This window comes from Azospirillum sp. TSO5 (assembly GCF_003116065.1).
GTDB lineage: Bacteria > Pseudomonadota > Alphaproteobacteria > Azospirillales > Azospirillaceae > Azospirillum.
Genome location: NZ_LGQY01000050.1, coordinates 1 through 13,371 on the forward strand (window position 1 = coordinate 1; position 13,371 = coordinate 13,371).

The following is a 13,371-nucleotide window of genomic DNA, read 5'->3' on the forward strand; positions in this document are numbered from 1 at the left end:
AATGGGAGGCAATGCCACACTCACCATGAAAACAACATGGTTGCTCCCCCGCTTCGCGGGAGAGGGGGTAGGAGCTTTGCGGAAGTTCGGCGGCAGTCCCCTCTCCCGCGTAGCGGGGGAGGGTTAGGGAGGGGGCAACCGGCCCGAAACCCTCACGCCTCCGCCAGCAGGTCGTCGGAATCCTCGACCCGCTTCAGCATTGACTGCCGCAGCTTCAGCAGCGCCCGATGCTCCAACTGGCGCACGCGCTCCTTGCTGACGCCCAACTCGCGGCCGAGTTCCTCCAGCGTGGCGCCTTCTTCGCGCAGCCGGCGTTCGCGGATGATGGTGCGTTCGCGCGGGCTGAGTTCGCCCAACGCTTCCGCCAGCCATTGCGAACGGGTGTTGGCGTCGCGCATGCCGATCACCACGTCCTCGGGCGAGGGGCGCTGGTCGGCCAGGAAATCCTGCCAGTCGTCGTCGGAGCCGTCGGCCACCGGTGTGTTCAGCGACTGGTCGGAGCCGGACAGGCGCATCTCCATCGCCTCGACCTCCGACACCTCGACCTGCAGTTCGCCGGCGATCCACTCGCGGCCTTCCTTGGTCAGGCGCGCGCCGCTGCCGTTCTGGGTGGCGCTGTCGATCTTGGCGCGCAGGCGGCGCAGGTTGAAGAACAGGGATTTCTGCGCGGCGGTGGTGCCGGTCCGCACGATCGACCAGTTGCGCAGGATGTAGTCCTGCATGGCCGAGCGGATCCACCAGGCGGCGTAGGTGGAGAAACGCACCTCGCGGTCGGGCTCGAAGCGGCTGGCCGCCTGCATCAGGCCGACATTGCCTTCCTGGACGAGATCGCCCATCGGCAGGCCGTAATTGCGGAAGCGCGACGCGGTGGCCACCACCAGACGGGTATAGGCCCGGACCAGCTGATGCAGCGCCCGTTCGTCATGGCCCTCACGCCATTTTCGGGCAAGGTCGAATTCATGGTCGCGCGACAGCAACGGTTCGCGCATGGATGCCTTGATGAAGCTCAGGTTAGCACGCTGAGTCTCCGGATCGTCGATGTATGCCATCCGTCCCTTCCTTCCCGTCTGGGCGGCATCGTGTTCCTTCGCATATCCCCGTACTACCGGGTCTTCGCCGCTTGCCGCCTGCCCCCGGTCGATGCCGTCGGGTTAGACAACAAGCATGAGCGCGCCCTGTTGCGGAATCATACGCAGGTGTAGGGGGAACGGATCACAAGGGACGGAGGATTTTTGCCGGCGGCCCATGGAGAGGCTGACGGAAGGACTGCCGGACCTGTACGAAGGAAGGGGGCGGACGGGCTGAAGGGTCAGGCTGGACCTAAGGATGGGTCACGCTTGGAAAAGGTCCAGCATCTCGCCGAAAGAATCGAAACAGGCGCAAACGAGGTGACCACCACGGCCGCAGCCGCCGTCCAGCGTCACCGTCACCGGTCCGACATCCACACCGGGGCTTTCCGGCGTCCAGCCGGGATCGTAGCCGCGCACCAGACGATTGAAGCCGCCATAGGGTTGCTCCAGCCGCGCGAAGCCGGCGCTGCCCCACCAGAAGGCGTCGCCCTGGCCGGTCAGCGGGCGCCGGGGATCGATGCCGGAATTGACCAGCAGCAGGCTTCCGCCCCCCCGGCTGGTGCCGGTCCAGCCATCGCCGTCGGAGGCCCCATCAGGTGCCCCGTCGTTCGTGGCCCCTTCATTCGCAGCAGTGTCATTCGCGGTCCCGCCGGTGTAGGCGGCGCGGCGCAGGGCGTTGAACAGCTGTTCATGCCCCGGCTTTGCGGCCACTGCCTGCCGCAGCTCGCGCGTCCAGCGGCCCAGCATCACCGCACCGCCGCGCGCCCCCGCCATACCGGCATCCAGGTTGCCGCCATAGGCGGCCAGCGTCGGCGCCACGCCCTGGCGCAGCATCCAGTCCAGCACGGTGCGGGGATCGGGAGCGAAATGGAGTTGCAGCAACTTCTGCCACATCTCCTCCTGCTGGCCGCGCAGATAGACGATGTCCGATGCGATCATGCCCGGCATCGCCAGCAGGGCGATGCGGAAGGCCAGCAGCCGGTCGATGGTCTCCACCACCCGGTCGCCGAAGCCGATCATGTTGCCGAGATAGACCAGCCGGTCGCCGGGGCGGAATCGCTGGCCGATGGCGTGATGGATCAAATCCAGCCGGTCGGGTTGCGCATGGATGGCGCCGATGGCCCAGACGCGGCGCGGCCGGCCGAGCGAGGCGAAACGGCTGCCATCCTCGACGGCGCCGACGATGCTCGCGGCATGACGGCTGGCCTGACGGTTGGGAAGAGCAAGGCGCGGCGGCAGACCCAAACTGGATTCCCTTCGACGTCGGTCGCGAAGTCGTTCCGGCGGCGTCTGCCGGAAGGCGGCGGGAGTTTAGGCGTGTCATGCCACGGAAACAAAGGCGAAAAACGAGACGGGCGCGCGGCGTGACGTAGCAGCCGCGCGCCCGTTCGTGTCACGGACGTATAGGAGGAGCCTGGAACCCAGGCACTGGAATCAGGCCGCCTTGGACAGCACCGACTCCAGACGCTCCGTCGCCTTGGTCTCGTCGATCTTCTCGACGGCGGCCAGTTCGCGGGCCAGACGCTCCAGGGCGGCCTGATAGATCTGGCGCTCGCTGTAGGACTGGTCGGACTGGTCGGCGCCGCGGTACAGGTCGCGCACCACCTCGGCGATCGACACCGGATCGCCGGAGTTGATCTTGGCCTCATACTCCTGGGCGCGGCGGCTCCACATGGTGCGGCGGACGCGCGACCGGCCCTGCAGCGTCTCCAGCGCGACCTTGATGCGGTCCTTGGAGGACAGGCGGCGCAGGCCGGCGTTGCGGGCCTTGGTGACGGGAACCTTGAGCGTCATGCGCTCTTTCTCGAACGTGATCGCGTAGAGTTGAACCTCGAGTCCGGCGATGCTGTGGGTCTCGATCCCTTCGACCCGACCGACGCCATGAGCCGGATAAACGACGAAGTCACCGGCTTCGAAGTCAAGCTTGTTCGACATTTGGATTGGCTCTCACTTCTCGCGATCACGCCATTTTGCCGCCCCGGTGGAAGGGACGAAAAAGGACCCCGGACAGTTATGGCGCCGTGGGGATGGGACCCATCCACGACGATCACAAAAGCCACAGGTCCTGGAACATAGGGAAAACCGGCAATGGCGCGGAGGCCGGCTCCGGTCGCGCATTATAGCGATGTTACGCCCGAGTTACAAAGGGAACGCGCAATCTACCGGGCGGAAATCGTTCATCGCCCGGCCATGGCCGCCCCGTCGATTTTGCATAGCAACATCGACGGGTTCAATTGGTTGATGCAGCCCGACTCGGAATGGCCGGGCCGCATCCGCTGGTCCGGCCTCAGCCGCCCGCCTTCGGGGAGAAGTACTTCTCGAACTTGCCGTCGACGCCCTTGAACTCGTCGGCGTCGGGCGGCGCGTCTTTCTTGCGGGTGATGTTCGGCCACTGGCCGGAATAGTCGCGGTTCATCTCCAGCCACTTGGTCGCGCGGTCGTCGGTATCGGGGACGATCGCTTCGGCCGGGCATTCCGGCTCGCACACGCCGCAGTCGATGCACTCGTCCGGGTGGATGACCAGCATGTTCTCACCCTCGTAGAAGCAATCCACGGGGCAGACTTCGACGCAGTCGGTGTACTTGCACTTGATGCAGCCGTCGGTGACGACGTAGGGCATGATTCTTCTCCGCTGTTCCGGCCGGCGGTGCCGGCAGGAATGGGCACGCGCATGGCAACGGGCCGGATGGCCAACCCGCGCCTGCCTAGCATGCCGCAGACGAGCCGTTCAACCCTGCGCGTGATGTGGGCGACCCTGTCGCACCCGTGGCGGCCTTTTTCGAATGGACAACGGAAGCGGTGTCCCCGGAGAAGGCGTCCAGGAAGGCGCGCAGGCTGGCGGTCTCGATGGCATCGGTGCGGCGCACGAACTGCGTCGGCATGCGGCCCAGCGCTTGCGGCAGCGGCCGGGCGACCAGCAACTCGCGCCAAGGATCGCGCTCCACGACGGAGCGCGGGATGACGGTCACCCCCATGCCGGCGCCGACGCAGCCCAGGATGGCGTCCAGCGCCCCGAACTCCATGACGCGGAAGGGCACGCGCCCGGCCTCGCGCATCGCCATCTCCGCCCGGCCGCGATAGGCGCAGGCGCGGCCGAAGGCGATCAGGGTGCGGCGGGCGGAGTCGGTGGTCAGCCCGGCGGCCGGTTCGGCCAGCACCAGCTCCTCGTCGAAGATGCGCCGGGCGGTCAGATCGGGATGGGCCACCTCGCCGCCGACGAAGGCGCCGTCGAGCCGCCCGGCCAGCACGTCGCCCAGCAGGGTCTCGGTCGGGCCGGGGGTGATGGTCAGCTCCACGTCGGGATGGTCGCGGTGGAAACGGGCCAGGATCGGCGGCAACCGCACCGCGGCGGTCGATTCCATGCTGCCCACCGCCAGCCGGCCGCCGCGCCCGGCCGCCTCCGCCACCGCGTCACGGGCCTGGGCGACCAGCCGCAGCACCCGGTCGGCATAGCCGCTGAGCACCCGGCCGGCCGGCGTCGGCTCCATCCCGCGGCTGAGGCGCAGGAAGAGGTCGACGCCCAAATCCTCCTCCAGCCGCTTGATCCGGGCGGTGACGTTGGACTGCACGCAGTTCAGCGCCTCCGCCGCCCGGCTGACGCTGCCGGTGTCGGCCACCGCCTTCACCACCCGCAAACCGGCCAGATCCATCGCACCATCTCCCCAACCGCCAATGCATGGCACCCATCACTGAAAGTGGAGCTTATCATCAGAACAATTCATTGGAAATGAGGGCAGTGCCGCGGCCATGATGAACCGCAAATCAATCGGCCGGCCGAACGGTTCGTTTTTCCGAACAGTTCCTGTTTCAACGAGCCGGCCGAACACCGAGGGGGCGTGGAACATGGTTCGGGTGCTGGTTGGCGGCCTGATTGGGCTTGCCATCGCAATGGGTGTCGCGCGCTTCGCCTTCACCCCGATCCTGCCGGCGATGCAGGAGGCCACCGGGCTGAGGGCCGACGGGGCGGGTCTGCTCGCCTCGCTGAACTATCTGGGCTATTTCGTCGGGGCGCTGGGGGCCGGTCTGGTGCCGCACGGGGGCATCCGGACCGCCGTGTTCCGGTTGTCGCTGCTGGTCAGCGTCGCCACCACCGCGGCGATGGGGCTCGATCTGGGGGACGCCGGGCAGGCGATGCCGGTCTGGCTGGTCCTGCGCTTCCTGTCGGGGGTGTCGAGTGCCGGCATCTTCATCCTGGGCATCGCCATGGTGCTGGACACGCTGACCCGCGGTGGCGGGGAGCGGCTGGCCGGCTGGCTCTATACCGGGATCGGGGTGGGCATCGCCTCCTCCGGCTTGTTCGTCGCGCTGTTCGGCGGACGGCTGGGCTGGAACGGCGACTGGCTGGCCTTGGGGGCGATCTGTGCCGTGCTGGGGTTGATGCCCGGCCTCTGGGTGCGCGATCCGCCGCCGCAAAGCCATGCGGCGGTCGCCAAGGCGGAGGGGGCCGCCCCGGCGCGGGCGGGCGGGCTATCGGCGCCGCTGCTGCTTTTGACGGTCGCCTACTTCCTGGAAGGTGGCGGCTACATCGTGTCGGCCACCTTCCTGGTGTCGATCCTGAAGACCGATCCCGGCACCGCCGCGGTGGGCGAGGCCGCCTGGATGGTCGTCGGCATCGGGGCGATGGGCGCCGGGGTCTTCTGGGCCGCGGTCGCACGGCGCACCAACAGCTGGTGGTCGCTGATCCTGGCGCATCTGACGCAGACGGTGGCCATCCTGCTGCCGATGACCGGATCGCCCACCGCGTCGGTGGTCTCGGCCCTGCTGTTCGGCGGCACCTTCGTCGGGATCGTGTCGCAGGCCTTCGCGCTGGGGCGCCAACTGTCGGCCGGGGCGTCGGCGCGGGTGGTCGGGGCGCTGACCGCCGCCTATGGTCTGGGGCAGATCATCGGGCCGCTGCCGGCCGGGCTGGTGGTGACGCGCACCGGCAGCTTCAACGCTGCGCTGCTGGGGGCCGCCGCCGCGGTGGTGCTGGGCACGCTGCTGCTGGTGCTGGGCATGGTGATCGCCGGGCGGCAGGCAGCGTCGGGCTCGGCAATGGCGACGCCCAATGCTTCGGTTCCAAAAGCTTCGTAAGTATTCGTAAGGTCTGCCTGCGACAATCGGCGCCGCTTCTGCTGCGATGCCGTTGTTCTCCCCGATCGTCCGCTTTGGCTACAGTCTGGTCCACAACAACCAGATCCTCGGGGAAGTCATGAAACGCAAGCTGGTTCCGGACGTCGTGAAGTCGCAGGAGCTGATCCTGGTGCCGGAGGATACCTCCGTCGCCACCGTGTCGAAGATGATGGCCGAAAAGAACATCGGCGCGGTTCTGGTGGTCGATCACGGCGCCCTGATCGGCATCGTCACCGAACGCGACCTCAACAACAAGGTGCTGTCCAAGGATCTCGACCCGTCGGCGGTGGAGGTGGGGACGGTGATGACCCGCAACCCCGACAGCCTGCCGCCCGATGCCGACGCGGTCGACGCGCTGAAGCTGATGCACGACAAGCATTACCGCCACCTGCCCATCACCCAGGGCAAGCGCGCGGTCGGCATCGTGTCGATCCGCGACCTGTTTAAGGTCGCCTACGAGCACATGATGGCCGACCGCGCCGAGGCGTGAGGGAGAAGGGGGCGCCGGGAAGGGCGCCCCCTCTTTGCCGCCCCCTCTTTGCCGTCAGTGCCCCGCGCTCTGCTTGCGCCGGGCTAGCAGGTTCAGCGCCTCCACCAGGGCGGAGAAGGCGATGGCGAAGTACAGGTAGCCCTTGGGAATGTGGAAGCCCAGGCCGTCCGCCACCAGCGCCACGCCGACCAGCAGCAGGAAGGACAGCGCCAGCATCTTCACCGTGGTGTGACGGTTGACGAAGTCGCCGACCGGGCCGGAGGCGAACAGCATCACAGCCATGGCGATGACGACGGCGGCGATCATCACCGGCAGATGGTCGGACATGCCGACGGCGGTGATGACGCTGTCGAGCGAGAAGACGATGTCCAGGAACATGATCTGGACGACCACCGAGGTGAAGGTGGCGTGCTTGGGTGCCGACCCGCTCTCCTCATGGCCTTCGACGGTGTGGTGGATCTCCAGCGTGCCCTTGGCCAGCAGGAACAGGCCGCCCAGGATCAGGATCAGGTCGCGGCCCGACACCTCCCAGCCGGCGACCGTGAACAGCGGCTGGGTCAACTGCGCCACCCAGGCGATGGAGGCCAGCAGCGCCAACCGGGTGATCAGCGCCAGCGCCAGGCCGACGCGGCGCGCGCTGTGCTGCCGTTCGGGCGGCAGCTTCGACGCCATGATCGAGATGAAGATGATGTTGTCGATGCCCAGCACGATCTCCAACGCGGTCAACGTCAGAAGGCTGGCCCAGACATTCGGGTCGGCGAGAAGGTCGAGCATGAAGGGGCGGGGCTCCGGCGGTCAAATGGGTGCAGTCGACAGGCTGCACGCCGGCACCGCAGGGCACCAGCGTGACCGCGACCACATGAGGTCGGCCGCGGTCCGCTGCAAGAGGGGCCAGTTCCATTTTTCCGCCATTCTTCCCCCGTCTTGACGCCGTCTTGCCGTTGATCCGGGGGCGGTGCGTTTCACCTCCAGGAGGCTACGGCCCGCTGTCCGCCCGCCGTGGCGGGGAGGCGGCCGAAGGGGGCCGGCTCCACCTCGTGCCGCTCGACGGTCTGCCGGGTGGCCGTTCTGCCGTTCCAGGCACGCCGGCGGACCGCCATCTGAAGCCGGCAATCCTGGGAGCAATAGAAGGGCGCCGGACCGCGGGCGGACGTGCGGACGAAGGGCCTGCCGCAGCAGGCGCAGTAAAGCGTGGTCATGGTCGTTTCCTCCGGAACGGGCGGCCGTTTGCCGGCCTGCCCAGAGCCTTGCGGTGATTGCCCCAATTTTTGATTGCCTTGGGAGCGATCGGCCTTCGGCTCTGCTGATGCTGTTGGACGAATTGTGTCGGCTGCCCTCAGACATCGCCAGCGATCAAAAGACATAAGCCCGACCGGCCTCAAGTATTCGGCGTCAAAATTCGGAGCAGCAGCAGCAGCTTAGATGCACATGCGCGTCAATTCGCCGCGATGCTCTGCCGATCGTTGGCGTACGCATTTTTTCGACATCCGCGTCTTCCAACGGAAGCCTGACGGTGCCATTTGTTCCTTTCGACCAACAGACCGGAAAGACGAGACGCGATGACGCTTGGACGCCTCGCCACCTTCCTGAAAACCGAAAGCGCCAGCGGCGTGGTCCTGATGATTGCGGCGGTGCTCGCCCTGTTGTGGGCGAACTCGCCGGCGGCCCCGCTGTACGACACGATCCTGGCGACGAAACTGGCGGTGACGGCAGGGGGCGTCGGTTTGGACAAGCCGCTGATCCTGTGGATCAACGACGGGCTGATGGCGATCTTCTTCCTGCTGGTCGGGCTGGAGATCAAGCGCGAGGTGCTGGAGGGCGAATTGTCCAGCCCGGCCAAGGCGATGCTGCCGGGCATCGCCGCGCTGGGCGGCATGGCGGTGCCGGCGCTGGTCTATTGTCTGTTCGCCCAGGCCGAACCGGGTGCCCTGCAGGGCTGGGCGATCCCGGCGGCCACCGACATCGCCTTTGCTCTCGGCGTGCTGGCCCTGCTGGGCAACCGCGTGCCGGGCAGCCTGCGCGTCTTCCTGCTGGCGCTGGCGATCATGGACGATCTGGGCGCCATCGTGATCATCGCCGTTTTCTACAGCCATGGGCTGGTGCCGATGGCGCTGGGGCTGGCGGCGGCATCGGCCGTCGGGCTGTGGCTGCTGAACCGGGCCGGGGTGCGTTCGCTGACGCCCTATCTGCTGCTGGGGCTGGTGCTGTGGGTGTGCGTGCTGAAATCGGGCATCCACGCCACGCTGGCCGGCGTGGTGCTGGCCTTCGCCATTCCGCTGCGGGTCAAGGGGCCCGACGGCAAGCGGGCGGAGGATGCGCCGCTCCATTGCCTGGAGCATGCGCTGCACCCGTGGGTCGCCTTCCTCATCATGCCGGTCTTCGCGCTGGCCAACGCCGGCGTGCCGCTGGACGGCATCACCCCCGCCAGCCTGCTGGAGCCGGTGCCGCTGGGCATCGCGCTGGGTCTGTTCGTGGGCAAGCAGGTGGGCGTGTTCCTCGCCGTGTGGATCGCCGTGCATATCGGCGTGGTCGAGCGGCCGGCGCGGGCCAGCTGGGGTCAGGTCTACGGCGTCGCCGTTCTGACCGGCATCGGTTTCACCATGAGCCTGTTCATCGGGACGCTGGCCTTCGCCGATCCGGAGCATGCGGTGGCGGTGCGGCTGGGCGTGCTGACCGGCTCGCTCGCCTCGGCGCTGGTCGGCTACGGCCTGCTCCATGTCGCCGGCACAAGGCGGGCACGGGCGGCGGCGCGGGCGACCTGATGCCGATCGGCGAAGGTTATCGTCAAAGATAGTCGCTCATGGTATCTGTTGGGTGCGCGAACTTTGTTCCGGGAAGGCGGAACCCGCGGGCGTGCTGGCCGGTTCTTCCTTGGTGGGGAGTCGCGCGGCAGGCGCGGGACCGACAGATCGGGGGGACATGCGATGATCGACGCCATCCGCACACGCCGGCGCACCGTTGCCGAAGATCCCCCGCCGGGCGGTTCCGGCAGCTCGGTCGCCATCGACTTCCAGCGGCTGGAGCGGCTGCGCCGCCTGTCCCGCCTGATGGACAGCCGCTGGCACATCCCCTTCACCCGCATCCCGGTCGGGCTGGACGGCATCGCCAGCCTGGTGCCGGTGGCGGGCGACACCGCGACCGCGCTGGTTTCCGCCTACATCATCATGGAAGCCGCCCGTTTCGACCTGCCCAAGACGCTGGTGGCCCGCATGGTCTTCAACGTCCTGCTCGACTGGGCGGGCGGGTCCGTCCCGGTGCTGGGCACCGTGTTCGACATCGCCTTCAAGGCCAACCGCATGAACCTGAACCTGCTGCACGAGCATCTGGAACAGCGTCTGGCCGCCGCCGCGGCGAAGCGCTGAAAAGGCGGTCCCCGCGATCTTGACGTGGATCAAGGCAGGGGTGGGGGGACTGCGGCACTCTGTCGCTCATGAACGCCATCACCGCCCTGGCCGTAAAGCCGGCCCCCGCCCCGTCCCGTTCCCACGGTGTCGATCCCGCGCTGCTCGCCAAGTATGACGGGTTGCGGGTGCCGCGTTACACCAGCTACCCGACCGCGCCGCACTTCACCCCCAAGGTGAACGGCGACGTCTATGGCGGCTGGCTGGAGGCGATCGATCCCGCCCGCTCGGGTTCGCTCTACCTGCACATTCCCTTCTGCCAGAAGATGTGCTGGTACTGCGGCTGCCACACCAAGATCGTCGCGCGCTACGAGCCGATCGCCGAGTATCTCGGCCATCTGCGGCGCGAGATCGCCATGGTGGCCGAGCGCGTTCCCGGCCGGCTGGCGGTGCGCCACATCCATTTCGGCGGCGGCACCCCGACCATGATGGCGCCGGACGATTTCGAGGCGATCATCGCGCTGCTGCGCACCCGCTTCGACGTCGCCGCCGATGCCGAACTGGCGGTGGAGATCGACCCGCGCACCCTGACGGCGGAGATGTCCGCGGCGCTGGGCCGCGCCGGTATCAACCGCGCCTCGCTGGGCGTGCAGGATTTCGACGAGACGGTGCAGCAGGCGATCAACCGCGTCCAGCCGCGCGCCGTCACCGAACAGGCGCTGGCCTGGCTGAAGGAGGCCGGGATCACCAGCGTCAACCTCGACCTGATGTACGGCCTGCCGCACCAGTCGGTGGAGAGCGTCACCCGTTCCGCCGAGATCGCGCTGGAGATGGCGCCGGACCGGCTGTCGGTCTTCGGCTACGCCCATGTGCCGTGGATGAAGACCCACCAGAAGAAGATCGACGAGGCGGCGCTGGCCGGTTCGATCGGCCGGTGGGAGCAGTTCGCCGCCATCGGCGACACGCTGGCCGCCGCCGGCTACAGCGCCATCGGTCTCGACCATTTCGCCCGTCCCGGCGATGAACTGGCGGTGCAGCAGGAGGAGGGGCGGCTGGGCCGCAACTTCCAGGGCTACACCACCGACGACGCCGAGGTGCTGCTGGGCTTCGGTTCCTCCTCCATCGGCGCGCTGCCGCAGGGCTATGTGCAGAACGCCGTTCCCTTCGACCATTACGCCACCGCCATCGAGGAAGGCCGCCTGCCCACCGGCAAGGGCATCGCGCTGACCACGGACGACAAGGTGCGGCGCGACCTGATCATGCGGCTGATGTGCGACCTGTCGGTCGACACCGCCGCCATCGCCCAAGCTCACGGCTTGCCTGAGTCGGCCTTCGACGCGGAGCTGGAGGGCATGGCCGATCTGGTCGCCGACGGTGTCGCGGTGGTGGAGGGCCGGCGCGTCCATGTGCCGGAGAGCGCCCGCCCCCTGATGCGCATCGTCGCCGCCCGTTTCGACACCCACCTGTCCAAGGGCGCCGGGCGGCACAGCCGGGCGGTCTGAGGCGGCTTCGACCTTTCCCAACGGCTCCGACTCTGTTCAAAGGAAAAGGCGACCGGCGCCACCCGCCGGCCGCCTTTCCCCGTGCCGCGCATCCGAACCCACAAGGCTGCGCGGCAACCCCGGTGATGCCGGGCGTCTCGGCCGGGCATCCCGATGGAAGATACGCAGGGCAGCTCCGGGTTCCTGCGCAGCCCGTCCCAAAAAGCGCATAGCGACGTTGGGTGCGCTGCGGTGGCGAAATGGCCCCCGCCTCCTGTATGGTCGCGCCGAAGGTCCACGGCTCCCCCGTACCCTTCCCGCAAATCACCGATCCATATCAAGGTGAGCGATGATCCGGCGTGTGCGTTCCCTTCCGCTGATGGTGGCCCTGGCCACGCTGATGGTTCCCGGCTGCATGCCGTACCAGCGGATTCCGAATCCGCCGACCGTGCGTACCGCGCCCGATACCGGGGCGGGGCTGGAACCGATCTATGGGGAATGGCAGGTGGACAAGCCGACTCCGCTCCGCGCCCAGCCGTCCGCCGGTGCGGGCGTCGTCGCCACGCTGGGGGCCGGGCAGGCGGTGACCACGCTGGGCCGGGTGCGCAACAGCGATTGGGTGGCGGTGAAGGCCGGCGGGTCCACCGCCTATGTCCGGCTGCATCTGCTCAGCCTGAAGAGCAACACGCCGCGCGGCAGCCGCGGCACCTCCACCACCCTGGAGAAGCCGGTCGACAATGCCGGCCCGACCATCAAGGCCGCCCCGCGCAGCAAGATCGGCGTCACGCCCATCGGCAATTGACCTGAGAGGTCGACGAGTCTTCGGGCAATCGGTCACAGGACAAGACAGGAGTCGCAGACTCCCCCTCGACATGGCTCCGTGATAGAACATATCAGGAACATATGCCTGTCGAACGGAGCCGAGTCATGCCTGTCCTGTCGTCCCCTTCCCCGTCCGCGGAGGCTGCGCCGCGTGATCGTGCCGGCGTGCTGGCCGACCTGCGCGCGCGCATCCGGCGGATCGAGGGGGCGGGCGGGGAGGGTGGGAGGATCCTGCCGTTCGGCATCGACGCGGTCGACGGGCATCTGCCCGACGGCGGGCTGCCGCTGGGCTGCCTGCATGCGGTGGCGGCGGAGCATCCGGGGGCGGGCACCGGTTTCGCCGCGGCGCTGCTGGCCCGGCTGGCGACGCCGAGGACGCCGGCGCTGTGGATCCTGCGCGGGCGCGACCTGTATGCCCCGGGGCTGGCGGCCTATGGGCTGACGCCGGACCGGCTGGTGGCGGTGCGGGCGGTGCGGCCGGTCGATGCGCTGTGGGCGATGGAGGAGGCGCTGCGCTGCTCCGCCCTGTCGGCGGTGCTGGGCGAGCTGGAGGGGCTGGACCTCACCGCCAGCCGGCGGCTGCAGCTCGCCGCCGAGTCGTCGGGGGTGACCGGCTTCCTGCTGGACGTGGGCGCGGGTTTGGGTGCGTCGGGTGGACGCAACCGGCTGGCGGAGGGGCTCAGCGCCGCGGTGACCCGCTGGCGCCTGGATGCGGCACCCAGCCTGGATGGGGAGGAGGATGCGGCCCCGCGCCCGGCCGGAGGCCCGCCGGGGCTGGGAAAAGCGCGCTGGTCCGTCGCGCTGGAACGGTGCCGGGGCGGTCGCCCGGGTCACTGGACCCTCTCCTGGGACGGGGAGGGCTGGCGCGACGTGGGGAAAGAGGATGGAACCGGCCTTGGGCAGGCCGCGCGAAGCGACTCGGGACTATGGCCGGCCCGGCAACCGATGGCCCTGCACTCGATGGCCTCGCACTCGATGGCCCTGGACTCGATGACCGACAACCGACAGGGTCGTTTGTCGGATCACCGCAAACCGGCTATCGCGCGCTAGTGCCG

14 protein-coding genes are annotated in these 13,371 nt (G+C 68.3%); 7 read left to right on the plus strand and 7 right to left on the minus strand.

All coding sequences use genetic code 11. From position 1 onward, the window contains the following. Nucleotides 1–152 precede the first annotated feature (152 nt). From TSO5_RS14625 to TSO5_RS14645, 5 genes are all read right to left on the minus strand, one after another. Nucleotides 153–1,049, minus strand: coding sequence for an RNA polymerase factor sigma-32 (locus TSO5_RS14625; protein WP_109152257.1), 897 nt, complete (start codon nt 1,047–1,049; stop codon nt 153–155). A gap of 282 nt (nt 1,050–1,331) precedes the next feature. After that, nucleotides 1,332–2,315 carry a hypothetical protein gene (locus TSO5_RS14630; RefSeq protein ID WP_109152258.1) on the minus strand — a complete coding sequence of 328 codons (984 nt, stop codon included), beginning with the start codon at nt 2,313–2,315 and terminating at the stop codon, nt 1,332–1,334. Between the two features lie 189 nt (nt 2,316–2,504). After that, a complete protein-coding gene (locus TSO5_RS14635; protein ID WP_014248912.1) occupies nt 2,505–3,005 on the minus strand; it encodes a CarD family transcriptional regulator in 501 nt (166 codons plus the stop codon). Nucleotides 3,006–3,357: 352 nt separating this feature from the next. Further along, the gene (gene fdxA / locus TSO5_RS14640; protein ID WP_085090756.1) at nt 3,358–3,690 is read right to left on the minus strand and encodes a ferredoxin FdxA; all 333 of its coding nucleotides are present in this window, start codon (nt 3,688–3,690) and stop codon (nt 3,358–3,360) included. 85 nt (nt 3,691–3,775) lie between these two features. Then, nucleotides 3,776–4,720: a LysR family transcriptional regulator gene (locus TSO5_RS14645; RefSeq protein ID WP_109152259.1), complete on the minus strand. Its 945-nt coding sequence runs from the start codon at nt 4,718–4,720 to the stop codon at nt 3,776–3,778. Nucleotides 4,721–4,913: 193 nt separating this feature from the next. Between TSO5_RS14645 and TSO5_RS14650 the strand changes: the two genes are divergently transcribed. After that, on the plus strand, nt 4,914–6,143 hold the full coding sequence (locus TSO5_RS14650; protein ID WP_109152260.1) for a YbfB/YjiJ family MFS transporter: 1,230 nt from the start codon (nt 4,914–4,916) through the stop codon (nt 6,141–6,143). A gap of 118 nt (nt 6,144–6,261) precedes the next feature. Next, nucleotides 6,262–6,672 carry a CBS domain-containing protein gene (locus tag TSO5_RS14655; RefSeq protein ID WP_247870761.1) on the plus strand — a complete coding sequence of 137 codons (411 nt, stop codon included), beginning with the start codon at nt 6,262–6,264 and terminating at the stop codon, nt 6,670–6,672. Nucleotides 6,673–6,726: 54 nt separating this feature from the next. Here the strand turns inward: TSO5_RS14655 and TSO5_RS14660 are convergent, their stop codons facing one another. Beyond that, a complete protein-coding gene (locus TSO5_RS14660) occupies nt 6,727–7,446 on the minus strand; it encodes a TerC family protein (protein ID WP_109152261.1) in 720 nt (239 codons plus the stop codon). A 188-nt stretch (nt 7,447–7,634) separates the two neighbouring features. Next, nucleotides 7,635–7,871, minus strand: a complete 237-nt coding sequence (locus tag TSO5_RS14665; RefSeq protein WP_109152262.1) for a hypothetical protein — start codon at nt 7,869–7,871, stop codon at nt 7,635–7,637. A 360-nt stretch (nt 7,872–8,231) separates the two neighbouring features. Between TSO5_RS14665 and nhaA the strand changes: the two genes are divergently transcribed. From nhaA to TSO5_RS14690, 5 genes are all read left to right on the plus strand, one after another. Beyond that, nucleotides 8,232–9,434 (plus strand): Na+/H+ antiporter NhaA, encoded by a 1,203-nt coding sequence (gene nhaA, locus TSO5_RS14670; RefSeq protein WP_109152263.1) that lies wholly within the window; start codon nt 8,232–8,234, stop codon nt 9,432–9,434. A 162-nt stretch (nt 9,435–9,596) separates the two neighbouring features. Next, the gene (locus tag TSO5_RS14675) at nt 9,597–10,034 is read left to right on the plus strand and encodes a DUF4112 domain-containing protein (RefSeq protein WP_109152264.1); all 438 of its coding nucleotides are present in this window, start codon (nt 9,597–9,599) and stop codon (nt 10,032–10,034) included. Between the two features lie 68 nt (nt 10,035–10,102). Beyond that, complete coding sequence (gene hemN / locus TSO5_RS14680) at nt 10,103–11,515, plus strand: oxygen-independent coproporphyrinogen III oxidase (protein ID WP_109152265.1); 1,413 nt, start codon at nt 10,103–10,105, stop codon at nt 11,513–11,515. Nucleotides 11,516–11,855: 340 nt separating this feature from the next. Further along, nucleotides 11,856–12,296 carry an SH3 domain-containing protein gene (locus TSO5_RS14685; protein ID WP_247870762.1) on the plus strand — a complete coding sequence of 147 codons (441 nt, stop codon included), beginning with the start codon at nt 11,856–11,858 and terminating at the stop codon, nt 12,294–12,296. A 125-nt stretch (nt 12,297–12,421) separates the two neighbouring features. Continuing rightward, nucleotides 12,422–13,366 carry a hypothetical protein gene (locus TSO5_RS14690; protein ID WP_247870763.1) on the plus strand — a complete coding sequence of 315 codons (945 nt, stop codon included), beginning with the start codon at nt 12,422–12,424 and terminating at the stop codon, nt 13,364–13,366. Nucleotides 13,367–13,371 lie beyond the last annotated feature (5 nt).